The sequence below is a fragment of the Polaromonas sp. genome (assembly GCF_039930745.1).
Lineage (GTDB): Bacteria > Pseudomonadota > Gammaproteobacteria > Burkholderiales > Burkholderiaceae_C > Polaromonas.
Genome location: NZ_JBDTTH010000011.1, coordinates 57616 through 80628, shown reverse-complemented (window position 1 = coordinate 80628; position 23013 = coordinate 57616). Strand labels below are relative to the sequence as shown.

The following is a 23013-nucleotide window of genomic DNA, read 5'->3' as shown; positions in this document are numbered from 1 at the left end:
AGTCATGGCTGACCTTGACGGCTTCGCGCATGTAGCGCTCCAGGTCGCGCTGCTCGTGAACGATTTCCATCGCGCGGCCACCCAGCACGTAGCTGGGGCGCACCACCAGTGGGTAGCCCAGCGCTGCGGCTTTTTCCAGCGCTTCGGGCTCGGTACGGGCAGTCGCATTGGGCGGCTGGCGCAACTTGAGTTCATGCAGAAGCTTCTGGAAGCGCTCGCGGTCTTCGGCCGCGTCGATCATATCGGGCGAGGTGCCGATGATGGGCACGCCGTTTTTCTCCAGGTCAAGCGCAAGTTTCAAAGGCGTCTGGCCGCCGTACTGGACGATCACACCCAGTGGTTTTTCCTTGTCGACGATCTCCAGCACGTCTTCCAAGGTCAGCGGTTCGAAATACAGGCGGTCGCTGGTGTCGTAGTCGGTGGATACGGTTTCGGGGTTGCAATTGACCATGATGGTCTCGTAGCCGTCTTCGCGCATGGCGAGTGCGGCATGCACGCAGCAGTAGTCAAACTCGATGCCCTGGCCAATGCGATTGGGCCCGCCGCCCAGCACCATGATTTTTTTCTTGTCAGTCGGCTCAGCTTCGCACTCGCTGCCCTCGCCTTCGTAGGTCGAATACATGTACGCGGTGTTGGTTGCAAACTCGGCTGCGCAGGTGTCTACCCGCTTGTAGACCGGGCGTACACCCAGTTCCAGCCGCTTCTCGCGAATCGCGGTGTCTGTGGTCTTGAGCTGCTTGGCCAGGCGCCGATCTGAAAAGCCCTTTTGCTTGAGTGCGCGCAGCGTGGGTTCGTCGATTTTGTCCAGCGAGGTGGTTTCCAGTTCGAGTTCGATCTTGACGATCTGCTCGATCTGCACCAGAAACCAGGGATCGATCTTGGTCAGTGCGAAGACTTCATCCACACTCATGCCGAGCGCAAACGCGTCGCCAACGTACCAGATGCGGTCGGGACCCGGCGCGCCAAGTTCTTTCTCGAGTACCTCGCGGTCCTGGGTTTTTTCGTTCATGCCGTCCACCCCGACCTCCAGGCCGCGCAGGGCTTTCTGGAAGGACTCCTGGAAGGTACGGCCCATGGCCATGACCTCACCAACCGACTTCATCTGCGTCGTCAGGCGCGAGTCGGCGGCAGGGAATTTCTCGAACGCAAAACGCGGGATCTTGGTCACCACGTAGTCGATGCTGGGCTCGAAGCTCGCGGGGGTGGCACCGCCGGTGATTTCGTTGCGCAGTTCGTCCAGCGTATAACCGATGGCCAGTTTGGCAGCGACCTTGGCAATCGGGAAACCGGTCGCCTTGGAAGCCAAAGCTGAGGAGCGCGAGACGCGCGGGTTCATCTCGATCACCACCATGCGGCCATCGACCGGGTTGATCGAGAACTGCACATTGGAGCCGCCGGTGTCAACGCCGATCTCGCGCAGCACGGCCAAAGAGGCATTGCGCAGGATCTGGTATTCCTTGTCGGTCAGCGTCTGGGCCGGTGCCACGGTGATCGAGTCGCCAGTGTGCACGCCCATGGGGTCCAGGTTTTCAATCGAGCACACGATGATGCAGTTGTCCGCCTTGTCGCGCACCACTTCCATCTCGTACTCCTTCCAGCCGAGCAGTGATTCCTCAATCAGCAGCTCGTTGGTCGGCGAAGCTTCCAGGCCGCGCTTGCAGATGACCTCGAACTCTTCCGAGTTGTAGGCGATGCCGCCACCGGTGCCACCCAGCGTGAAGCTGGGGCGGATCACCGTCGGGAAACCTAGCGTCTTCTGCACCGCCCAGGCTTCGTCCATGCTGTGGGCGATGCCGGAGCGCGCAGAGCCCAGACCGATCTTGGTCATCGCGTCCTTGAACTTCAGACGGTCTTCAGCCTTGTCAATCGCTTCGGGCGTGGCACCAATCAGTTCAACCTTATATTTGTCGAGAACGCCGTTATGCCAAAGGTCCAGAGCGCAGTTGAGCGCGGTCTGGCCGCCCATGGTCGGCAGGATGGCGTCGGGACGCTCCTTGGCAATGATTTTCTCGACCGTCTGCCAGGTGATGGGCTCGATGTAGGTCACGTCGGCCGTGGCCGGGTCGGTCATGATCGTGGCGGGGTTGCTATTGATCAGGATGACCTTGTAGCCCTCCTCGCGCAAGGCCTTGCAGGCCTGTACGCCCGAGTAGTCAAACTCGCAAGCCTGGCCGATGATGATGGGGCCGGCGCCGATGATGAGGACGCTTTTGATGTCTGTACGTTTTGGCATTATTTGTTCCCGCAGGACCGCTCCAAGGGAGCAAACGCCCCCTCGGGGGGCAGAGAAATGGCGAAGCCGTGAACGTGGGGGCTCATTGCTTCCCTCCATGCTGTTCCATGAGGGCAGTGAAACGGTCAAACAAATACGAAATATCGTGCGGCCCGGGTGACGCTTCCGGATGTCCCTGAAAGCAGAACGCCGGCTTGTCGGTGCGGGCCAGACCCTGCAGCGTGCCGTCGAACAGGCTGATGTGCGTGGGGCGCAGGTTGGCGGGCAGTGTTTTTTCATCGACCGCAAAACCGTGGTTCTGGCTGGTGATGCTGACGCGGCCGTTGTCCAGGTCTTTCACCGGGTGGTTGGCACCGTGGTGGCCAAACTTCATCTTGAAAGTCTTCGCACCGCTGGCCAGCGCCATGATCTGGTGGCCCAGGCAGATGCCGAAGGTCGGAATGCCGATTTCAATGAGCTCGCGAACAGCAGCGATCGCATAGTCGCAGGGCTCAGGGTCCCCGGGACCATTGGCCAGGAAGATGCCATCGGGCTTGAGCTTGAGCACGTCGGCAGCGGGCGTTTGTGCCGGGACCACGGTGATGCGTGCGCCGCGTGCGGCCATCATGCGCAGGATGTTTTTCTTCACACCGAAGTCAAACGCCACCACATGAAATTTCGGCGTGATCTGCACGCCGTAACCCGAGCCGAGCTTCCACTCGGTCTGGGTCCATTCGTAGGCCTGCCTGCAAGAGACGACCTTGGCCAGATCCAGACCGGCCATGCTGGGAACGCCGCGGGCAGCGGACACTGCCTTTTCGATCGCTTCAGGCGATACGTCCTCGCCCAAGGGCAAGGCCAGGATGCAGCCGTTCTGCGCCCCTTTGGTGCGGAGCATGCGGGTGAGCTGGCGTGTGTCGATGTTGGCAATCGCCACCGTTTTTTCCCTGACCAGGTAATCCGACAGAGTCATGGTGCTGCGGAAATTAGACGCCATCAGCGGCAAGTCCTTGATGATCAGGCCGGCGGCATGGACCTTGTCGGCCTCCACGTCTTCGGCACTGATGCCGTAGTTACCGATGTGGGGGTACGTGAGGGTGACGATCTGCTGGCAGTAGCTGGGATCCGTGAGGATTTCCTGGTAGCCGGTCATGGCGGTGTTGAACACCACCTCACCGACTGTGGAGCCCGCTGCTCCGATGGAATTGCCGATAAAGACCGTGCCGTCTGCGAGCGCCAGGATGGCGTGAGGGGTATTTCCCTGTAGAGACAAAAGCACTGGGTTCTCCGGGTTGTTTACGGTTCGCCCAAGCGCGCACAAGAAACGTCTCTGTCAAGACTCTTGCGGGTTGCTTTTATGAGGGTGTTGGCTTGGTATGCGCTCGGGCGAAGCTGTGTTTTGAAAAGCCCTTGATTATATAACGCCCCCACGGTCGTGCACTTCGTGTCACTCCCTGCCCCCCGAGGGGGCCGCGCGCCTGCGGGCCGGCGGAGCCGGACCCGCGGCCCCAACTGGTAAAGAAAATGTCCCCGAACTAATCGAGCCTAGCGAGTAGCAATCGAGCTGGCGTAGAGGCAGATTGCCGCGGCCGCGGCCACGTTGAGCGACTCCTCGCCGCCGGGCTGGTCTATGCGGACCTTGAACGCGGCCCGGGCCACGAGATCGTCGCTAACGCCCTGCCCCTCGTGCCCCATGGCCCAGGCGCAGGGCATGGGCAGGTTTTGCTGGTGCAGGAAGCCGCCGTGGTGTGAACTGGTCACGAGGATGGGCACCTCCAGCGCGTCCAGTGCCTGCGGCTCCACCGCTTCGAGCAATTGCAGCGAAAAATGGGCGCCCATGCCGGCGCGCAACACCTTGGGCGACCAGAGCGCCGCCGTGCCCTTGAGCGCAATCACCTGGCTGAAGCCAAAGGCTGCAGCGCTACGCAGCATGGAACCGACATTGCCCGCGTCCTGCACACGATCAAGGATCAGCGAGGCCGCGCCGGGCAGCAAGGCGGCAGGCGCCGGCAAGTCCAGCACAAAACCCATGCGCGCTGGAGATTCCAGGCCGCTGATCTCGGGCAACAAGGCGTCTGCAATAACTATGGTTTTGATAGCTACCCGCGCCCATTCGACGGGGGCTAGAGGCCAAAATGACTCTGAAAATACGGCAATCTGCGGCTTCAGGCCACGCGCCAGTGCAGCGCGGCAAAGATGGTCACCCTCCAGCCAGACCCGCCCCTGCTTGCGGTAGGCCGTGCTGTCCTGCGACAGCCGGCGCAGCTCCTTGACCAGGGCGTTGTCGCGCGAAGTGACAAAGACGGGTGCTGCTGGCGATGCAGCACTCAACGCAGGACCTCGGCCACCGGACTGAAGGACCGGCGATGCTGTGGACAGGCGCCGTGTTCGCGCAGCGCCGCCAGATGCTCGGCCGTTCCGTAGCCCTTGTGGCCGGCAAAGCCGTATTGCGGATACTCCAGGTGGAACTGCTCGCACCAGCGGTCGCGGTAGACCTTGGCCAGGATGGAAGCAGCGGAAATCGACGGCACCAGCGCGTCGCCCTTGACGATGGCTTCGGCCAGCATGCTGAGCACCGGCAGGCGATTGCCATCAACCAGCACTTTCACAGGCTTGAGCCGGAGACCTTCGACGGCTCGCTTCATCGCCAGCATCGTGGCCTGCAGGATATTGAGGCTGTCGATTTCTTCCACGCTGGCCTGCGCGATCGAACAACACAGGGCCTTGGCGAGGATTTCGTCGTAAAGTTTTTCCCGGCGCAGCGCTGTCAGCACCTTGGAATCCGCCAGGCCCTTGATGGGTTGGAGGTCGTCCAGAATCACCGCGGCCGCCACCACGGGGCCGGCCAGCGGCCCGCGGCCAGCTTCGTCCACGCCGGCCCACAGGCCCGGCGTGTCCCAGGACAAGGTGACCTGCTCAGCTTTCAAGAATGTTCTGGATCGCATCGGTGGCTAGTTGGGCGGTATCGCGTTGCAATTCGTGGTGCAACTGCGTGAAGCGTTGTTCGACGGCGGCAATTTTTTCGGATGCGGAGATTTTCGCATCGATCCACTGCAAAACGGCATCGGCCAGCGCTTTTGGCGTGGCCGCGTCCTGCAGCAGCTCGGGCACCACAAAATCGCGGCACAGAATGTTGGGTAGGCCCACCCAGGGTTGCAGCTTTTTGCGGCGCATGATTTGCCAGGACAGCCAATTCATGTTGTAGGCGATCACCATGGGCCGCTTGAACAGCGCCGCCTCCAGCGTCGCCGTGCCGCTGGCGATCAGTGTGACATCGCAGGCCGCCAGCACGGCATGGGACTGCCCGGTAACGATCTGCACATCATCCCGCATGCCGGCCGCCCTCGCCGCCTGGCCGATAAGTTCGCGCAGGGTGGACACGGCGGGAACTATTATTTTGATAGCTGGATGCACCCGCCGGACAAGGGCTACAGCCTGAAAGAACCGTTCCGCCAGGTACTGGATCTCGGAGCGCCGGCTGCCCGGCAACACGGCCAGCACCAGGTCGTCCACGTGCAAACCCAGCTGTCTGCGGGCTTCCGCGCGGTCGGCCTGCATCGGGATCATGCTGGCCAGCGGGTGGCCCACATAGGTGGCGGCAATGCCGTGCTGCGCCAGCAGGGCCGGCTCGAAAGGAAAGATACACAACACGTGGTCAACACTGCGGCGAATTTTTTCGACCCGGTCCGCGCGCCAGGCCCAGACCGAGGGGCTGATGAAGTGCACCGTGCGTATGCCGGCGGCCTTGAGGTCAGCCTCCAGGTCAAGATTGAAGTCGGGCGCATCAACGCCTATAAAAATGTCGGGCCGCTGCTGCAGCAGTTTTTCCTTCAATTGCCTGCGTATGCCGACAATTTCCCGGTAGTGCCGCAGCACCTCGACATAACCGCGCACCGCCAGTTTTTCGCTGGGCCACCAGGCTTCAAAACCCCGGCTCGCCATCTGGGGCCCGCCTATGCCGCCGGCCCGCAGACCCGGCCAGCGCGCGCGAAAACCGTCAAGCAGCAGGCTAGCGAGCAGGTCTCCGGAAGTTTCGCCGGCCACCATCGCCATGCTGGGCGCCTGCTGCGCGGTGGACCCACCCGCCTCTGGACGGCTGGGCAGAGGGGTTGGCGCCAGGGACATCGACGCCTACCGGACGATGCCGCGCTGCGGTGCGGTTTGCTGCAAAAATGAGAGCATCATCTGCACATCCGGAGCTGACTCGGGGTACTTTTCGCTCAAACCTGCAATCTGCGCCCGAGCCGTATCCAGAGGCAGGTCCTCGCGGTATAGGGCTTTGTGCATGGCCTTCACCGCCGTGATGCGCTCAGGCGAAAACCCGCGCCGGCGCAGGCCTTCAAAATTCATCGAGCGCGCCTCGGCGGGCTGGCCCTGGCACATCACGAAAGGTGGCAAGTCGGCAAACAGCAGCGAACACATGGCCGTCATGCTGTGCGCGCCGATCCGCACAAACTGGTGGACCACGGTAAAGCCGCCAAGAATCACCCAGTCGCCGACGGCCACATGGCCGGCCAGTTGCGAGTTATTGGCAAAGGTGGTGTTGTTGCCGATGTCACAGTCGTGCGCCAGGTGCACGTAGGCCATCATCCAGTTGTCGTTGCCCAGCCTGGTCACCCCGCCGCCGCCAGGCGTGCCGATATTGAAAGTGCAGAACTCGCGGATGGTGTTGCGGTCGCCGATCACCAGCTCGCCAGGCTCGCCGGCGTACTTCTTGTCCTGCGGAATCGCGCCCAGCGAATTGAACTGGAAAATGCGGTTGTCGCGACCTATCGTCGTGTGGCCTTCGATAACGCAGTGCGCGCCAATCGTCGTACCGGCCGCAACCTTGACATGCGGGCCGATCACCGTGTACGGGCCAACGCTGACGCTGCTGTCGAGCTGGGCCTGGGGGTCAACCAGCGCTGTGGGATGAATGCCTGCCACGGAAAACTCTTTGCTCGCTGACACGGATCAGGCGATGGTGCGCATGGTGCACATGAGTTCGGCTTCGCAGACCATGTTTCCCTCGACATGCGCCGTACCCTTGAACTTGAACACGCCGGCCTTCAGCCGGTCCAGCGTCAGTTCCATGATCAGCTGGTCGCCCGGCTCCACCGGCCGCTTGAAACGCGCGCCATCGATACCCGCAAAGTAATACACGGTCTTGTCATCGGGCGTCACACCCTGCATGTCGAAAGCCAGCAAAGCGGCTACCTGGGCCATGGCTTCAAGCATCAGCACGCCCGGCATCACCGGCCGGTGCGGAAAATGCCCGGTGAAAAAGGGCTCGTTGATCGTGACATTTTTCAGGGCCTTGATGCGTTTGCCCTTGTCGAGTTCAAGCACCCGATCCACCAGCAGAAAGGGGAAACGGTGCGGGAGCTGCTTGAGAATTTGGTGAATGTCCATCATGATTTTTCTTCGGTCTTTCCAGAGGCTTTGTCAGTCGTTTGCTCCAGCGCCTTGAGGCGCTCACGCAAGGCGTGAAGCTGCTTGAGCGTGGCTGCATTTTTTTCCCACTGCGCATTGTCGTCGATGGGAAACAGGCCGGTGTAATGCCCCGGCTTGTGAATCGACCGCGTTACCACCGAAGCAGCCGAAACATGCACATGATCGGCAAGGCTCAAATGCCCCAGCACCACAGCGCCGCCACCCACAGTGCAATGGGCACCAATGGTGGCACTGCCGGCCACTCCCGCACAGCCTGCAAGGGCCGAATGTCGTCCTATCCGCACGTTGTGGCCGATCTGCACCAGGTTGTCGAGCTTGACTCCGTCTTCGATCACCGTGTCCTGCAGCGCACCCCGGTCAATGCAGGTGTTGGCGCCAATCTCCACGTCGTTGCCGATGCGCACAGCCCCCAGCTGTTCGATTTTCTCCCAGCGGCCGTCGTGCGGGGCGAAGCCAAAGCCATCGGCACCGATCACGGCGCCCGGATGCACGATGCAGCGCTCCCCGAGGGAACACCCGTCTGCCACGGTCACGCGGGCCGACAGATGGGTACCGGCACCGATGCGGACGTCGCTGCCAATCACGCCATGCGCGCCCACACGGACGCCAGGGCCCAGCACCGCACGGGCGCCCACGCAGGCAAAGGCGCCAATCGTTACATCGGGAGCCAGCTGCGCCAGCGGGTCAATGAGGGCACTCGGATGCGCACCGGCCGTGTGAGACGGTTGATGGCGCTGCTTCCAGAGCTGGGTAATGCGTGCGAAGTACAGATAGGGGTCAGGAACAATGATGCAGGCGCCGCGCCGCATGGCGAGCTCTGCAGCAGCCGGTCCCACCACCACGCAGGCCGCGGCGGACTGGCCGAGCTTGCCCTGGTACTTGGGATGACTGAGAAAAGTAAGCTCGGCAGCTCCGGCAGATTCGAGCGGGGCAAGCCGTTCAACCAGGACATCCGGGTCTCCCACCAGCCGGGCGTCAAACTCGCCAGCCAGCGATGCAACAATGTCCCCGAGTCTGAGTGTCACACCTGGCTTGTCCCTGAATGCTTATTTGCTGGCGTTGAGCGCCTTGATAACCTTGTCGGTGATGTCGTGTTTGGGGCTGACGTAGACCGCACCCTCCAGGATCAGGTCGTATTTTTCAGTCTCGGCCACCGCTTTGACAACCTTGTTGGCGCGCTCGATGAGCTGCTGCAGTTCTTCGTTCTTGCGCGAATTGAGGTCTTCAAGGTGCTCCCGGCGCTTGCGCTGGAATTCCCTGTCCTGCTCCACCAGTTGCTTCTGGCGCGCGATACGCTGGCTCTCCGCCAGGGTCGGTGCTTCGCGCTCGAACTTGTCCGCCGCCGCTTTGAGCTGGGTTCCGAGTTCGGTGATCTCTTTGTCACGCTTGCCGAACTCCTGCTCCAGTTTGGCCTGGGCGGCTTTGGCGCTGTTGGCTTCGCGGAAGATGCGGTCAATGATGACGACGCCGACCTTGAATTCCTGAGCACTCGCCGCAAACGCGGCCAGTGTCATCACGGCCGCCAGAAAAAACTTGTATGAAAAATACTTCATTAGAAGGATGTACCAATTTGGAATTGCAATCTCTGGATTCTATCTGTTGGCTTCTTGTTCATCGGATGGGCAAACGCCAACCGCAAGGGTCCAAGAGGGGAAATCCAGCTGACACCGAAACCTGCCGACGTACGCAGCTCGCCGAGATCGTATTTTTCCTTCTCGCCGAACACATTGCCCGCATCTACAAAACCGAAGAGCCGCAAGGTTCTGTCGTTGCCGGCGCCGGGGAAAGGCATCAGTACCTCGGCATTCAGCGTGATCTTTTTCGGTCCGCCGATGGAATTGTCCTGGCTGTCGCGGGGACCCAGGGTGCCTGCCTGATAGCCCCGCACTGATCCCAGGCCACCGGAATAGGAATTCTTGAACACCGGGAAAGGTTGTCCGTTGAGGCCCTTGCCCCAGCCGAACTCACTGTTCAAGGCAATCGTGAATTGCTTGTTCAGCGGAACATATTGCTGGAACTGATAGTTGGCGCGCAGAAACCTGGCATCCCCCGCAACGCCCCAATCGCCATAAACACGCTGGAATCGTCCTTTGGTGGGCACCAGGGCGCTGTCCCGATCATCCCGCGTCCAGCCAATGGTCAGCGGGACCGAATTGCTCTTGGCACCAAAAGAGCGGATGTAGTCCTGGTAAACCACCGGAAGGTTGGTTCCGGAAATATCAATCTGTTCCAGCCCGGCACCAAAATAAACCGTGTCCACCTCACTAAAAGGCACACCGAAACGCACACTGCCGCCAGTGGTTTTGATTGCGTAATCGGTGTTCACCACACCAAGCTGGCCGCTGTAAGGACGCGAGGTCCGGGTGTAAAGGTCGAAAGTACGCGAAATGCCGTCAGCCGTGAAGTAAGGGTCAACGGTGCTCAGCACCAGCTGGCGGTTGTATTTTCCGGTGTTGACTTCCAACCCCATGTAGTTGCCGGTACCGAACGCATTTTCCTGCTTGAAACCAAAGATAAGCGACAGCCTGTCAGCACTGGAAAAACCGGCACCGAGTTGCAGATTGCCGGTGGGTTTTTCCACTACAGCCAGGTTCAGGTCCACCTGGTCAGGTGTGCCCGGCACGTCCTGCGTGTCGATGTTGACCTCGGTGAAGTAACCCAGACGGTCCACCCGGTCACGCGAGAGGCGAATTTTGTCGCCGTCGTACCAGGAGGCTTCAAACTGCCTGAATTCCCGGCGAACCACTTCGTCGCGCGTGCGGTTGTTGCCACTGACGTTGATGCGGCGCACATAAGCCCGGCGCGAGGGATCACCCTGCAGCACAAAGGCTACGCGGTTGTTGGCCCGGTCAAATTCAGGACGCGCCTCGACCTTCGCGAAGGCAAAGCCGAAACTGCCGTAATACTCCGTGAAGGCCTTGACGGTCTGGGCCACCTGGTCCGCGTTGTAGGCTTCGCCGGGTTTGATGGTTACCAGTGACTTGAATTCCTCATCCCGGTCCAGGAAGTTGCCTTCAAGCTTGACCCCGGACACGGTGAAACGCTCACCTTCGGTAACGTTGATGGTCACCGAAATATCCTGCTTGTTCGGGGAGATTGCCACCTGCGTGGAATCGACCTTGAACTCCAGGTAGCCGCGCGTGAGGTAGTAAGACCGCAGGGTTTCAATGTCGGCGTTGAGCTTGGCACGTGAATAGCGGTCGGACTTGGTGTACCAGCTCAGCCAGCCGCCGGTATCCAGGTCGAACAGGCCACGCAATGTGGATTCGCTGAACACCTTGTTCCCGACGATGTGGATTTCCTTGATCTTGGCGACATCGCCTTCGGTGACGCTGAAAGTCACATTGACCCGGTTGCGTTCGATTGGTGTCACCGTGGTCAGCACCTCAGCGCCGTACAGGCTTCGGTTGATGTACTGGCGCTTGAGTTCCTGCTCGGCCCGGTCGGCCAGAGCCTTGTCGAAGGGACGGCCATCGGCCAGGCCAATCTCGCGCAGGGCTTTCTTGAGTACGTCTTTGTCAAACTCCTTGGCGCCGACAAAGTCCACGTCGGCCACCGTGGGGCGCTCCTCGACAATCACCACCAGCACATCCCCGCTGACTTCGAGCCGGACATCCTTGAACAGGCCCAGCCCGAACAGGGCGCGGATTGCACCCGCGCCCTTGTCATCGGTATAGGTTTCGCCGACACGAAAGGGCAAGGAAGCAAAAATGGTTCCCGGCTCCACGCGCTGCAAGCCTTCGACCCGGATATCGCGCACGGTAAAAGGATCCACTGCCCAAGCCGCATGCGCGATGAGAAAACTGGCCACAATCGCGGAAACGCTGCGGACTTTGAATCGTTTGTTTTGTTTTTGCATGAAAGTACGGAATTAACCCAAAAGCCGGGAGACATCGTTAAACAGGGCAACCGACATCATGCCCAGCAGGATCGCAACGCCCCCGCGCTGAAGACGGTCCATCCAGGCGTCAGACACGCCTTTGCCGGTGATCGCCTCCCAAAGATAATACATCAGGTGTCCCCCATCCAGAACCGGCAGAGGCAGTAAATTGAGCACGCCCAGACTGACGCTGATCAAAGCCAAAAAGAGCAGGTACGCCGTCCACCCGATGGACGCAGATTTGCCCGCATAATCGGCAATGGTCAGAGGCCCGCTGAGGTTTTTCAGCGATGCCTCGCCGATCAGCATCTTGCCCATCATCTTCAGCGTCAGCACCGATACCTGCCAGGTGCGAACTGCCCCGTTCCACAAACCGTCGATAGCCCCATAACGCACTGTGACCATCGCCGGCGGCGCACCCACATAAGCGCTGATCCGCCCAATGGACTGGCTGCCTTCCTGCCGGACCTCAGGGGTGACCGGCAGGGACAGCGCCTGCCCTGCCCTCAGGATGTGCCAGGTCTGGGTGGGGCCCTGGGCGCTGGAGGCCGCGGCCCGAATGGTTTCACGAAGTTGCTGCCCATCGACCACAACGCGGTCGCCAACACGAAGCACCACATCGCCGCTGCGCAAACCCGCTTTTTCCGCCGCACCGCCCGGCATCAGTTCGCCGATTACCGCTTGTGTCCACGGCCCGACGATGCCGATCTTGCGAAACAGCTGCGCATCTGCATCTGCGGCACGAAGCTGGCTCAGCGGCAGCACGACACTGCGCGTTGGTACAGGGTTGGTGTCGTTTCCCGATGCCTGATCACCAGCCGGACTGACCAGCATTTGCACATCGCGGCCGCTGAGCGCGCCCTGCGTCAAACGCCAGCGCAGGTCTTCAAAGGAACGGACATCCTGCAGCTCTTCGTCCCCGAAAGCCGCCTGCTGCACCCGTTCGCCACCCCGCAAGCCCGCACGCTCCGCGATCGAACCCGCCACCGGACTGGCCAGGATGGCTTGGGGCTCCTGCAAGCCGCTCCAGTTGACAACGGCATACAGGACAATGGCCAGCAGCAGGTTGGCGGCCGGGCCCGCGGCAACCACCGCGGCGCGCGAACGCAAAGGTTGCGTGTTGAAGGCCAGGTGCCGCTCTGCGGGATCAACCGGGCCTTCCCGTTCGTCAAGCATCTTGACGTAGCCTCCCAACGGCAGCATGCCGATGGAAAACTCGGTGGGCCGATTCTTGAGCCGCCAGGTGTAGATTGGCTTGCCAAAGCCCACGGAAAACTTCAGGACCTTGATGCCGCAGGCCACAGCCACGCGATAGTGGCCATACTCGTGGACGGCGATCAGAATTCCTAAGGCAACAACAAAGGCGACCAAGGTCAACATGGCAAAACTCCTGTCAAGTCGCCAGATTCCCGGCGATTTTGGTGGCGGCGGCACGCGATTGGTCGTCCAGCGCCAGCAAGTCCCCTATCCCACGGATTTCAGAGACGTTCACGGAATCCAGAGTTCCACGGTTCACCGCGTGAATCTGATCGAAACGAATGCGTTTTTCAAGGAAAGCTGCCACCGCAACTTCATTGGCGGCGTTAAGCACCGCGGTGGTGCCGATCGGAGCATTCAGCACCTCCCATGCCAGCGGCAGCCCGGGGAAATGTTCGTCATCGGGCACCGCAAAAGTCATGGTGGCCAGCGCCCGGAAGTCGAGCGCCTGCGCACCCGAGGTAATCCGTCCCGGCCACGCCAAGCCGTAGGCAATCGGAACCCGCATGTCGGGCGTGCCCAGCTGCGCCACCACCGAGGTGTCGCGGTACTGAACCATCGAATGGATGATGCTTTGCGGGTGAATCACCACCTCGATCTGAGCCGGCGCCAGGCCGAACAGGTAGCGGGCCTCAATCACTTCGAGCGCCTTGTTCATCATGGTGGCCGAGTCCACCGAGATCTTCCGGCCCATGACCCAGTTGGGGTGGGCACAGGCTTCGTCAGGCGTGACACCGCGCAGGGTCGCTGGTGCGCGGGTGCGAAAAGGCCCACCCGAAGCGGTCAGGATAATTTTGTCGATGCGTTCGGCCCAGACCGCCGGGTCTTCCGGCAGGGACTGGAAAATCGCAGAATGCTCGCTGTCGATGGGCAACAACTGCGCCCCACCCTCGCGCACGGCCTGCATGAACACTTCGCCGCCCACCACCAACGCCTCCTTGTTGGCCAGCAGCAAGCGCTTGCCGGCGCGCGCCGCGGCCATACAGGGCGCCAGCCCGGCCGCACCCACGATGGCGGCCATCACGGTGTCCACGCCTTCGTGCGAAGCTATCATTTCGAGAGCATCTGGCGCAAGCAGCACCTCGGTTCGAAGGCGATTTTCTCTCAAATTCCGGGCCAGAACATGAGCGTGCGGCACACTGGCCATGACGGCGTAACGTGGCTTGAAGCGAATGCATTGCGCCAGCATCAGATCGGTCTGTGTGGCCGCGCTGAGAGCAAAAACCTCAAAGCGGTCCGGATGGCCGGCGATCACATCCAGCGTATTGACCCCAACCGAGCCGGTCGAGCCCAGCACCGTGACGCGTTGTTTCATGGATGTCATGCAGATTTCGACTAGACCGTCAGCAGCATCATGACCAGCGGCAGCACTGGCATGAGCGCATCGACGCGATCCAGCACGCCACCATGGCCGGGCAGCAGGCCGCTAGAGTCCTTGGCACCCGCGCTGCGCTTGATCAGCGATTCGACGAGGTCGCCAACCACGCTGAGGACGGCCAGGAAAACCATGGATAGCAATGTCAGCGCCAGGCCGTGCTGCGCAGCCAGCCGCGCGTACAAACTTTCACCGGTCGCGTCCAGCAGCAGCCAGGCGATACACAGCACCAGGACACCTGCCACGCCGCCCCAGACACCTTCCCAGCTTTTGCCGGGGCTGATCGCCGGGGCCAGTTTGCTTTTGCTGAAGCGTCCACCCAGCGCCTTGCCGGCGAAATAAGCCCCGATGTCTGCAACCCAGACCAGCAAGAGTACCGACAGCAGGAACTCGATACCCATGAAACGCGCCTGCGCCACAGCCAGCCACGCGAGCCAAAGCGCCAGTATGCCGCCGACCAGACGTATGGCCCGCGGGATGCGCGACCAGCCCGCCACCCCACCGCGCAGCAGCCAGGTCCCCACCAGCACCCAGGCAGCACCGGCCAGGCGCCACAGCAAAGACAAAGTCTGATCGAGCAGGCCCAGATCCCAGGACATGCCACACAACACCACACAGGCAAAACCGGCCAGCAACGCGCTGACCTGACCATAGCCATTGAGACGCGCCCACTCCCACGCACCGGCCGCAATCAGCACCAGGGCCACCAAGGCAAACGGCACCGGGGTCCGGTAAAACAGCGCCGGCAGCAGAATGGCCAGCATGACAAGCGCAGTGATGACGCGTTGCTTGAGCATCAGGCAGCTTTCATGGCAGGATCCCGCGGGTCCGGAACAACTTGCGCGGACGTCTGCCCAAAGCGTCTCTCGCGGCTGCGGTAAGCCGCGATCGCTTCATCGAGGGCCGAGTCGTCGAAATCAGGCCAGAGCTTGTCGGAGAAATGCAGCTCGGAGTAAGCAGCCTGCCAGAGCAAAAAGTTGCTGATGCGCAGCTCACCGCCGGTGCGGATCACGAGGTCCGGGTCCGGCACATGGGCCAGCGCCAACGCACGGTCCAGCGCCATTTCGGTGATTTCTCGTCCTTCGTCAGCGAGCTTGCGTGCCGCCTGCGCGATGTCCCAGCGGCCGCCGTAGTTGAAACACACATTGAGGATCAGGCGCTGGTTGTCTGCGGTGGCCTGCTCGGCCTGATCCAACCCGGCCTTGAATTTGTCGGACAGGCGCTGCCTGTCACCGACAAAATGCAGTTGCACGCCATTGGCCTTGAGCGAAGGCACTTCGCGCGCCAGCGACAGTCCCAGCAGCTCCATGAGCCCGGAGACTTCTTCCGGAGGCCGGTTCCAGTTTTCAGATGAAAAGGCGAACACAGTCAGCACGCGAATACCGCGCGCCATGCAGGCCTGCACGCAGCGATTCAGCGCACCCACGCCCTGCTTGTGGCCGGCGATGCGTGGCAGGAAACGCCGTGTCGCCCAGCGGCCATTGCCGTCCATCACGATGGCAACATGGTGCGGAACAGCGGTGGAACTTGATTTAGCCATGTCGGCAGTCAGTCACTGCCCCGAGCGAGCGAACCTGCTTTTTTTCAAGCAGGGGCCGCGGAACCAGCTCAGCCGGGCGGCAGGCGCAGCGGCCCTCTCGGGGGCAGAGAGCCTACATGCAGTGAATGAGCATGGGGTCAACTGCCCTTTCAAGCAGGGGCCGCGGAACCGGCTTAGCCGGGCCGCAGGCGCAGCGGCCCCCTCGGGGGGCAGGGAGCTACACGCAGTGAGCAACCGTGGGGGCAATCTAAACCGCCATGATGTCTTGTTCCTTGCCCGCGACCAGCTTGTCGACTTCTGCAATGAAACGATCGGTAAACTTCTGCACTTCGTCATGGGCACGGCGCTCATCGTCTTCAGAGGCCAGCTTGTCCTTGACCAGTTTCTTGACGCTGTCATTGGCATCACGGCGCAGATTGCGAATGGCAACCTTGGCGTGCTCGCCCTCGGAGCGGACCACCTTGGTCAGTTCCTTGCGGCGCTCTTCGGTCATGGCCGGCATGGGCACGCGGATCAGGTCACCCTGGGACGCGGGGTTGAGGCCGAGGTCGGAATCGCGAATGGCTTTTTCGATCTTGGCGCCCATGCCTTTTTCCCACGGCGCCACACTGATAGTGCGCGCATCGAGCAGCGACACATTGGCCACCTGGCTGATCGGCACCATGGCGCCGTAGTAGTCCACCTGCACGGTGTCCAGCAGGCCGGGGTTGGCACGGCCGGTACGGATTTTCGTCAACGCATGCTTGAAGGACTCCACCGATTGCTGCATTTTCTGCTCGGCCTGGCTCTTGATATCGGGAATGCTCATGATTGAAATCTCCGGAGGATTCTTGTTCTGCAAAATCTGGGGGATGGCATGCACGTCGGCAGGCTTCAGACGTGAACCAGGGTTCCCTCGTCTTCGCCCTGCACCACGCGCTTGAGCGCGCCGTGCTTGAAAATGCTGAAAATCTTGATCGGCAACTTCTGGTCGCGGCACAGCGCGAACGCCGTGGCATCCATCACTTCGAGGTTTTTGCCCATGGCTTCGTCGAAGGTGATGTTGGTGTAGCGCGTGGCCGCGGGGTCTTTCTTCGGATCAGCGCTGTACACGCCGTCAACCTTGGTGGCCTTGAGCACGATCTCGGCACCGATCTCCGCACCGCGCAGGGCGGCCGCGGTGTCGGTCGTGAAAAAAGGATTGCCGGTGCCCGCGGCAAATATGACCACCTTGCCCTCTTCGAGGTACTGCAGGGCCTTGGGACGGACATAGGGCTCAACAACGCGTTCGATGCCGATGGCCGACATGACACGCGGTGTCAGGCCCGCCTTGTCCATGGTGTCACCAAGTGCCAGCGCGTTCATCACTGTGGCGAGCATGCCCATGTAGTCTGCCGTTGCGCGGTCCATGCCGACTGAACCGCCAGCTACGCCGCGAAAAATATTGCCGCCGCCAATCACGACAGCCACTTCCACGCCCATGCGGGTGATTTCGGCGATTTCTTCAACCATGCGCACAATCGTCGCACGGTTGATGCCGAAGGCATCGTCTCCCATTAAGGCTTCACCTGAAAGTTTCAACAAGATTCGCTTGTAGGCTGGCATGAGGGGAGTTCCTGTCGTTTTTATCGGCGTAAGTTTAGCGGCCTTTCGGGTCAGCAGGTGCAATCAGGCAGCTTTGGCGGCAGCCACCTGGGCAGCGACTTCAGCAGCGAAATCGTCGACCTTTTTCTCGATGCCTTCGCCAACAACATACAGCGTGAAAGCCTTCACAGACGTGCCTTTTTCCTTGAGCATCTGCTCGACGGTCTGCTTGTCATTCTTGACGAAAGGCTGGTTGAACAGAGACACCTCCTTGAGGTACTTCTGCACACCACCGTCAATACGTTTGGCAACAATTTCGGGCGACTGCACCGGCTTGCCTGCAGCGGTGGCCACTGCGGCGTCTTCAGCGGCCTTGGCGGCAGCCACCGAACGCTCCTTGGCAACCAGTTCGGCTGGCACCTGGTCGCTCGACAGCGACACTGGCTTCATGGCGGCCACATGCATGGCAACGTCCTTGGCGGGCACTTCGTCGCCTTCGTACTCCACCACCACGCCGATACGCGTGCCGTGCAGGTAGGAAGCCAGCTTGCCGCCCTCAAAGCGCTTGAAGCGGCGCACGCTCATGTTTTCACCGATCTTGCCGATCAGGCCCTTGCGCACGTCTTCCACTGTCGGGCCAAAACCGTCCAGGCTCAAAGGCATGGCGCCGATCGCGGCCACATCGGCAGGGTTGTTCTTGACGATGCCCTTGACCACCGCGTCGGTGAAAGCCAGGAAGCTGTCGTTCTTGGTAACGAAGTCGGTTTCGCAGTTGATCTCGACCAGCGCGCCCACGGGACCTTCGCTGTGGAAGGCGATCACACCTTCTGCGGTGATGCGGGAAGCGGCCTTGCCGGCCTTGTTGCCGAGCTTGACGCGCAGGATTTCTTCAGCCTTTTCAAAGTTGCCTTCAGCCTCGGTCAGGGCCTTCTTGCACTCCATCATCGGTGCGTCGGTTTTTGCGCGCAACTCTGCGACCATGCTTGCTGTGATTGCCATCTTCAATTCTCCGTGTGTCGTGTTGACTTCAAGTAAATAGGGTGTGCCTTTGAGAAAGGCTGTGAAAAAGGGGCTACGCGAGCCCCTTTTTCGCGTCAGGCGCAGGGCCGCAACGATCAGGCTGCAGCGTTTTCCACTTCGACGAATTCGTCGCCGCTCTCGGCCGAGACCATCTTCACAACGTCGTTGACCGCATTGGCACGGCCTTCGATGATCGCGTCAGCAATGCCGCGGGCGTACAGCGCCACAGCCTTGGACGAGTCGTCGTTGCCGGGAATGACATAGTCAATGCCGATGGGTGAATGGTTGGAGTCAACCACACCGATCAGCGGGATGCCCAGCTTCTTGGCTTCGAGGATGGCGATCTTGTGGAAACCCACGTCGATCACAAAAATTGCGTCAGGCAGGGCATTCATGTCCTGGATGCCGCCGATGTCTTTTTCCAGCTTTTCCATTTCGCGCTTGAACGTGAGCTGCTCTTTCTTGCTCAGGGTGTCGAGGCCGACTTCCTGCTGGGCCTTCATTTCCTTGAGGCGCTTGATCGAGGTTTTGACCGTCTTGAAGTTGGTCAGCATGCCGCCCAGCCAGCGCTGGTCAACAAAGGGCACACCGGCGCGGCGCGCTTCGGTGGCGACCAGTTCGCGGGCCTGGCGCTTGGTGCCCACCATCAGGATGGTGCCGCGGTTGGCGGAAAGCTGCTTGGCGAACTTCATCGCGTCCTCGAACATCGGCAGCGATTTTTCGAGGTTGATGATGTGGATACGGTTGCGATGGCCGAAGATATACGGGGCCATCTTGGGATTCCAGAAGCGGGTTTGGTGACCGAAATGGACGCCGGCTTCCAGCATTTCACGCATGCTAATTGACATAAATAACTCCAAAGGTTGTGTCTAAAATCAGCGCTTATCGCCTGCAAACCTTGAAAAAGTTTCGCGGGCAACACCTTGAATGGCTGATTTGCGATTTATTGCGCGGTGGCCGAATTGCCTTTCGCACAACCCACAGAGTATAACATCCCTGCCAGTCTGCCGCCCCCTGCCGGAGACCGTCGTACCCTGGCAGGCAGCATTCGCATCACCTTGGCAGCTTTACGTCCGATATAAAAATGATAGCTGCCCGCGCCTGTCCGGCAAGGGCTGCAGACCAAACTGACCATCCACCCATGATTTACCCCTTCTTCGCTTCTCTCCCTGGCCCATGGCGGGTCACCCCATGAGAGTTGCGGTTATCGGCGCCGGCATCATCGGCATCACCACCGCCTGGGAGCTTGCCCAGGACGGCCACGAGGTCACAGTGTTCGAGCGCCGCGGCGCAGCCGCCGAAGAAAGCAGTTTTGCCAATGCCGGGGTGGTGGCTCCCGGTTATGTCACGCCCTGGGCTGCGCCGGGTATGCCGGGCAAGGTGTTCAGCCATTTGCTGAGCCGCCACGCACCGGTCAGGCTCAGCCTGCCCCTGTCCGGCAACGAGCTGGCCTGGATGTGGAAGTGGTGGCGCGCCTGCAAGCTGGAAACCTACCTGGCCAACCGGTCCCGCATGCAGCGCCTGGCTTTTTACAGCCGTGCCCGCCTCCACCAACTCACCGCCGACCAGGAGCTGGAGTACGACCGCAGTCCGGGTTACATGGTGCTGCTGCGCGCCGAGCAGGATGCCCAGCTGATCGAACCCGGTCTGCAGGTGCTGCGTGAGGCTGGCGTGGCTTTCCGTCAAATCGGCTCGGACGAGGCGCGCCGGATAGAACCCGCCCTGAATCCGGACACCGCCCTTCTGGGCGCCATCCACCTGCCTGACGACGAAGTGGCCAATTGCCGCCAGTTCGCGCTGCTGCTCAAGGCCGAAGCCCAGCGTCTGGGCGTGAAATTCGAGTTCAATACACCCTTGGCCCATATGGACCGGGCACAACCGGCTACATTTTTAATAGCAGGCGAAACCACACCGCGGAGCTTCGATGCTGTGGTCCTGTGCGCCGGGCTGGCCTCGGCATCGTTGCTCAGGCCCCTGGGCATCAAAATTCCGATGGTGGCGGTGTATGGCTACTCCGTGAGCGCCCCCATCCGCGAGCCGCTGAATGCGCCGCGCAGTGCGCTGATGGACGAGCGCTACAAGGTCGCCATTTCGCGCATGGGCAACCGCGTGCGTGTGGCCGGCAGCGCCGAGATCGGCGGTGCGCCGGACAAAAAGCGCGCCGCATCCCTCCAGACGCTGTACAAGGTGCTGCAGGACTGGTTTCCAGGAGCCGCTCACACATCCAACCCGGCCGCCCACGTGCAGGAATGGAAAGGCGCCCGGCCCATGCTGGCGGACGGCCCGCCCATACTCGGCGCCAGCGGCCTGCCTGGCCTGTGGCTCAACCTCGGCCATGGTTCCAGCGGCTGGGCGCTCAGCTGCGGCAGCGCGCGGGCCGTGGCTGATCTGGTGGCCGGCAAAACGCCGGAGATAGCCATGGAAGGGCTGGACCTGAGCCGGCTCAAGGCATCAAGCGTTTAAACACCTGAAGCGCCCACAATCAGCCCATGCAAACCGTCTCCAGCGCCCTCAGCCTGCCGCTCCATGGCTTGGCGGTGACGCGCCTGCTGGAGCAGCAGGCGGCGACCGGGCTTGCACCACACACGCTGATGCAGCGCGCCGGGCTGGCAAGTGCCCGCCTGAGCCTGGCGCTGGCACCGCACGCGCAGCACATTTGGATCGCCTGCGGGCCGGGGAATAACGGTGGCGACGGCCTCGAAGCGGCCATGCATCTGCACCAGTGGGGGAAAACCGTGACCGTGACCTGGCTGGGTGCGCGAAACGAGGCCAAAGTACCGGCCGATGCGCTGGCCTCGCTGGTGCGGGCGCGTGCAGCCGGCGTTCCCTTTGCCAAAGCACCGCCTCCCGATTTTGACTTCGCGATAGACGCCCTGCTCGGCATAGGCGCTGTACCCCGCCCGGCCCACGCCGCAGGTCAGGCTGATGTGCTCGGCCAGTGGCTGGCTTTGCTGCGGACCACCAGCCAACCCGTTCTGGCGCTGGACATTCCGAGCGGACTGGACGCCGGTACGGGAGCAGACCTCGCTCCTGAATCGATAGCTATCAGCACCCGTCTGCAAAGGGCTGGAAGCCGATTTACCTTGACATTCCTGACGCTGAAGCCAGGCCTGTTCACCGCCGCCGGTCGCGACCTGGCCGAACAAGTCTGGTGGGACACGCTTGGCGTCGCATCCGCGCCCGCTATGTCGCCCGATGCATGGTTGCTTGGCCAGGACCGCGCCGGCAACCATGGCCGGGCCTCGGCAGCACACACCAGCCACAAAGGCCGCTTTGGAGATGTTGCCGTCGTCGGCGGGCAATCCGGCACGGACGGCGCAACGCACATGAGCGGCGCAGCCCTGCTGGCCGGGCGTGCCGCCCTGCATACGGGCGCCGGCCGGGTGTTCGTGGCCCTGCTCGGCCAGGCCGCCATCACGGTGGATCCGCAGCAGCCCGAGTTGATGTTTCGCAGCCCGGCCGCGCTGGACCTGAAAACCCAGGTAATCGTTTGCGGCTGTGGCGGCGGCGAGGCGGTAGCAGGCGTTCTGCCCCGGCTGCTCTCGGGCGCCCCATCCGCCGTGCTGGACGCCGACGCGCTCAATGCTATCGCCCGTGACACGCAGTTGCAAACCTTACTCCAGGCGCGTCAGGGCCGGACTTACCGAACGGTGCTGACGCCGCACCCGCTGGAAGCCGCGCGCCTGCTGGGCAGCAGTGTGGCCAGTGTGCAGGCCGACCGCCTGGCGGCCGCGCAACAACTGGCTGAGACATTCGGTTGTGTGGTGGTGCTCAAGGGCTCGGGCACGGTGATCGCCGCCCCCGGCGAAGTTTCAGCCATCAACCCCACCGGCAATGCGCGCCTGGCCACGGCGGGCACCGGCGATGTGCTGGCGGGCATGATCGGTGCACTGCTGGCCGGCGGCCATAGCGCCTTTGACGCTGCGTGCAGCGCCGTTTTCCAGCATGGCCAGCTGGCCGACGACTGGCCGGCCAGCCACCCGGGACAGGCATTGACCGCTTCCCTGCTAGTGTCCTGTCCCGTAAATAAGGTGATGAAATGAAATTGTCCAGTCAGTCGTCAGGCAAGGCGCGAGGACATAGCCGTAGCTATGGCAACGACGAGCAACGCCGCATGCCGGCTGACTGGACGATTTCATATCGCCTTATTTGCGGGGGCAGGACACTAACCCAGAACCATCAGGCCGATCTGCAGCAAAAGCAGCAACACCAGCGCTGACAGGTCCACCCCGCCGACCGCCGGGATCACGCGGCGCAGCGGCGCCAGCAAGGGCTCGGCCAGCCGGCCCAACAGGCCGTACATGGGCGAACCCGGCTGCAGCCAGGAAATAATGGCGTACACCAGCACCACGACAAAAGCCAATTGCAGCGCCACACGCACCAGCATCTTGAGAGCAACCAGCAGCAGCGCCGGCAACATGGCCGCGGTCAAGTTCAGCAAGGCGCCAAAAAGGGTCGCCCAGACCAGGGCAAATACCAGCGCCAGCAACAGCGCCGCCAACAGGCTGGCCCAGTCCACGCGCGATTGCGCCAGCGTCTTGGGCAAGGCACGCCGCAGGGGTTTGACCAGCCAGTCGGTTACGGCCATCACAAAGTAACCTGGCTGTGCGCTCATGTTGATGCGCAAGCGGTTCATCCAGGCACGCACCAGCGCGCCCCCGATCAGCACGAAGAACAGGGTTTCCAGCAGGAAGGACAGGATGCGGATCAGCATGTCTTTTCAGTCCCGGTTT

At 61.7% G+C, this 23013-nt stretch carries 21 protein-coding genes; 2 read left to right on the top strand and 19 right to left on the bottom strand.

The annotated features are described in order from the left end of the window. From carB to rpsB, 18 genes are all read right to left on the bottom strand, one after another. The coding region (carB, locus tag ABI660_RS06365; protein WP_348066043.1) for a carbamoyl-phosphate synthase large subunit at positions 1–2233 on the bottom strand (2233 nt) is incomplete at its 3' end. 82 nt (positions 2234–2315) lie between these two features. Beyond that, entirely contained in the window at positions 2316–3491 is a 1176-nt protein-coding gene (gene carA, locus ABI660_RS06360; protein ID WP_348066041.1) for a glutamine-hydrolyzing carbamoyl-phosphate synthase small subunit, read from the bottom strand. Positions 3492–3757: 266 nt separating this feature from the next. Continuing rightward, complete coding sequence (locus ABI660_RS06355; RefSeq protein WP_348066039.1) at positions 3758–4543, bottom strand: RNA methyltransferase; 786 nt, start codon at positions 4541–4543, stop codon at positions 3758–3760. Further along, positions 4540–5157 carry a ribonuclease HII gene (rnhB, locus tag ABI660_RS06350; RefSeq protein ID WP_348066037.1) on the bottom strand — a complete coding sequence of 206 codons (618 nt, stop codon included), beginning with the start codon at positions 5155–5157 and terminating at the stop codon, positions 4540–4542. Before rnhB ends, ABI660_RS06355 begins: the two co-directional genes overlap by 4 nt. Beyond that, positions 5129–6259, bottom strand: coding sequence for a lipid-A-disaccharide synthase (gene lpxB, locus ABI660_RS06345; protein ID WP_348066055.1), 1131 nt, complete (start codon positions 6257–6259; stop codon positions 5129–5131). Before lpxB ends, rnhB begins: the two co-directional genes overlap by 29 nt. Positions 6260–6343: 84 nt before the next feature. After that, positions 6344–7138 (bottom strand): acyl-ACP--UDP-N-acetylglucosamine O-acyltransferase, encoded by a 795-nt coding sequence (gene lpxA, locus ABI660_RS06340; RefSeq protein WP_348066035.1) that lies wholly within the window; start codon positions 7136–7138, stop codon positions 6344–6346. 27 nt (positions 7139–7165) lie between these two features. Further along, positions 7166–7606, bottom strand: a complete 441-nt coding sequence (gene fabZ, locus ABI660_RS06335) for a 3-hydroxyacyl-ACP dehydratase FabZ (protein ID WP_077594982.1) — start codon at positions 7604–7606, stop codon at positions 7166–7168. After that, positions 7603–8670, bottom strand: coding sequence for a UDP-3-O-(3-hydroxymyristoyl)glucosamine N-acyltransferase (lpxD, locus tag ABI660_RS06330; RefSeq protein WP_348066033.1), 1068 nt, complete (start codon positions 8668–8670; stop codon positions 7603–7605). The genes fabZ and lpxD overlap by 4 nt, the downstream gene beginning before the upstream one ends. Before the next feature lie 21 nt (positions 8671–8691). Next, entirely contained in the window at positions 8692–9198 is a 507-nt protein-coding gene (locus ABI660_RS06325; protein WP_348066031.1) for an OmpH family outer membrane protein, read from the bottom strand. Next, positions 9198–11504, bottom strand: a complete 2307-nt coding sequence (gene bamA / locus ABI660_RS06320; RefSeq protein ID WP_348066029.1) for an outer membrane protein assembly factor BamA — start codon at positions 11502–11504, stop codon at positions 9198–9200. Before bamA ends, ABI660_RS06325 begins: the two co-directional genes overlap by 1 nt. Before the next feature lie 12 nt (positions 11505–11516). Further along, entirely contained in the window at positions 11517–12905 is a 1389-nt protein-coding gene (rseP, locus tag ABI660_RS06315; RefSeq protein WP_348066027.1) for an RIP metalloprotease RseP, read from the bottom strand. A gap of 13 nt (positions 12906–12918) precedes the next feature. Further along, positions 12919–14106: a 1-deoxy-D-xylulose-5-phosphate reductoisomerase gene (gene ispC / locus ABI660_RS06310; protein ID WP_348066025.1), complete on the bottom strand. Its 1188-nt coding sequence runs from the start codon at positions 14104–14106 to the stop codon at positions 12919–12921. Positions 14107–14117: 11 nt separating this feature from the next. After that, positions 14118–14954, bottom strand: a complete 837-nt coding sequence (locus ABI660_RS06305) for a CDP-archaeol synthase (protein ID WP_348066023.1) — start codon at positions 14952–14954, stop codon at positions 14118–14120. After that, positions 14954–15697, bottom strand: a complete 744-nt coding sequence (gene uppS / locus ABI660_RS06300; RefSeq protein WP_348066021.1) for a polyprenyl diphosphate synthase — start codon at positions 15695–15697, stop codon at positions 14954–14956. The genes ABI660_RS06305 and uppS overlap by 1 nt, the downstream gene beginning before the upstream one ends. Before the next feature lie 247 nt (positions 15698–15944). Continuing rightward, positions 15945–16505: a ribosome recycling factor gene (gene frr, locus ABI660_RS06295; RefSeq protein ID WP_348066019.1), complete on the bottom strand. Its 561-nt coding sequence runs from the start codon at positions 16503–16505 to the stop codon at positions 15945–15947. Between the two features lie 65 nt (positions 16506–16570). Next, positions 16571–17281: a UMP kinase gene (gene pyrH, locus ABI660_RS06290; protein ID WP_348066017.1), complete on the bottom strand. Its 711-nt coding sequence runs from the start codon at positions 17279–17281 to the stop codon at positions 16571–16573. 63 nt (positions 17282–17344) lie between these two features. Beyond that, on the bottom strand, positions 17345–18259 hold the full coding sequence (gene tsf / locus ABI660_RS06285; protein WP_348066015.1) for a translation elongation factor Ts: 915 nt from the start codon (positions 18257–18259) through the stop codon (positions 17345–17347). Between the two features lie 116 nt (positions 18260–18375). Then, positions 18376–19128, bottom strand: a complete 753-nt coding sequence (gene rpsB / locus ABI660_RS06280; RefSeq protein WP_348066013.1) for a 30S ribosomal protein S2 — start codon at positions 19126–19128, stop codon at positions 18376–18378. Positions 19129–19471: 343 nt separating this feature from the next. On the opposite strand from rpsB, the gene ABI660_RS06275 reads away from it, so the two are divergent. Together ABI660_RS06275 and ABI660_RS06270 are read left to right on the top strand one after the other, a co-directional pair. Continuing rightward, entirely contained in the window at positions 19472–20743 is a 1272-nt protein-coding gene (locus ABI660_RS06275) for a D-amino acid dehydrogenase (protein ID WP_348066011.1), read from the top strand. 26 nt (positions 20744–20769) lie between these two features. Then, positions 20770–22323: an NAD(P)H-hydrate dehydratase gene (locus tag ABI660_RS06270; protein WP_348066009.1), complete on the top strand. Its 1554-nt coding sequence runs from the start codon at positions 20770–20772 to the stop codon at positions 22321–22323. A gap of 122 nt (positions 22324–22445) precedes the next feature. On the opposite strand, the gene ABI660_RS06265 is transcribed toward ABI660_RS06270, so the two are convergent. Further along, positions 22446–22994, bottom strand: coding sequence for a YggT family protein (locus tag ABI660_RS06265; protein WP_348066007.1), 549 nt, complete (start codon positions 22992–22994; stop codon positions 22446–22448). Between the last annotated feature and the right edge of the window lie 19 nt (positions 22995–23013).

Coding starts and splice junctions, on each gene's coding strand:
- rnhB (WP_348066037.1), bottom strand. CDS start 5,157: ATGCGATCCAGAACATTCTTGAAAGCTGAGCAGGTCACCTTGTCCTGG.
- lpxB (WP_348066055.1), bottom strand. CDS start 6,259: ATGGTGGCCGGCGAAACTTCCGGAGACCTGCTCGCTAGCCTGCTGCTT.
- fabZ (WP_077594982.1), bottom strand. CDS start 7,606: ATGATGGACATTCACCAAATTCTCAAGCAGCTCCCGCACCGTTTCCCC.
- ABI660_RS06325 (WP_348066031.1), bottom strand. CDS start 9,198: ATGAAGTATTTTTCATACAAGTTTTTTCTGGCGGCCGTGATGACACTG.
- bamA (WP_348066029.1), bottom strand. CDS start 11,504: ATGCAAAAACAAAACAAACGATTCAAAGTCCGCAGCGTTTCCGCGATT.
- rseP (WP_348066027.1), bottom strand. CDS start 12,905: ATGTTGACCTTGGTCGCCTTTGTTGTTGCCTTAGGAATTCTGATCGCC.
- ispC (WP_348066025.1), bottom strand. CDS start 14,106: ATGACATCCATGAAACAACGCGTCACGGTGCTGGGCTCGACCGGCTCG.
- ABI660_RS06305 (WP_348066023.1), bottom strand. CDS start 14,954: ATGCTCAAGCAACGCGTCATCACTGCGCTTGTCATGCTGGCCATTCTG.
- uppS (WP_348066021.1), bottom strand. CDS start 15,697: ATGGCTAAATCAAGTTCCACCGCTGTTCCGCACCATGTTGCCATCGTG.
- frr (WP_348066019.1), bottom strand. CDS start 16,505: ATGAGCATTCCCGATATCAAGAGCCAGGCCGAGCAGAAAATGCAGCAA.
- pyrH (WP_348066017.1), bottom strand. CDS start 17,281: ATGCCAGCCTACAAGCGAATCTTGTTGAAACTTTCAGGTGAAGCCTTA.
- tsf (WP_348066015.1), bottom strand. CDS start 18,259: ATGGCAATCACAGCAAGCATGGTCGCAGAGTTGCGCGCAAAAACCGAC.
- rpsB (WP_348066013.1), bottom strand. CDS start 19,128: ATGTCAATTAGCATGCGTGAAATGCTGGAAGCCGGCGTCCATTTCGGT.
- ABI660_RS06275 (WP_348066011.1), top strand. CDS start 19,472: ATGAGAGTTGCGGTTATCGGCGCCGGCATCATCGGCATCACCACCGCC.
- ABI660_RS06270 (WP_348066009.1), top strand. CDS start 20,770: ATGCAAACCGTCTCCAGCGCCCTCAGCCTGCCGCTCCATGGCTTGGCG.
- ABI660_RS06265 (WP_348066007.1), bottom strand. CDS start 22,994: ATGCTGATCCGCATCCTGTCCTTCCTGCTGGAAACCCTGTTCTTCGTG.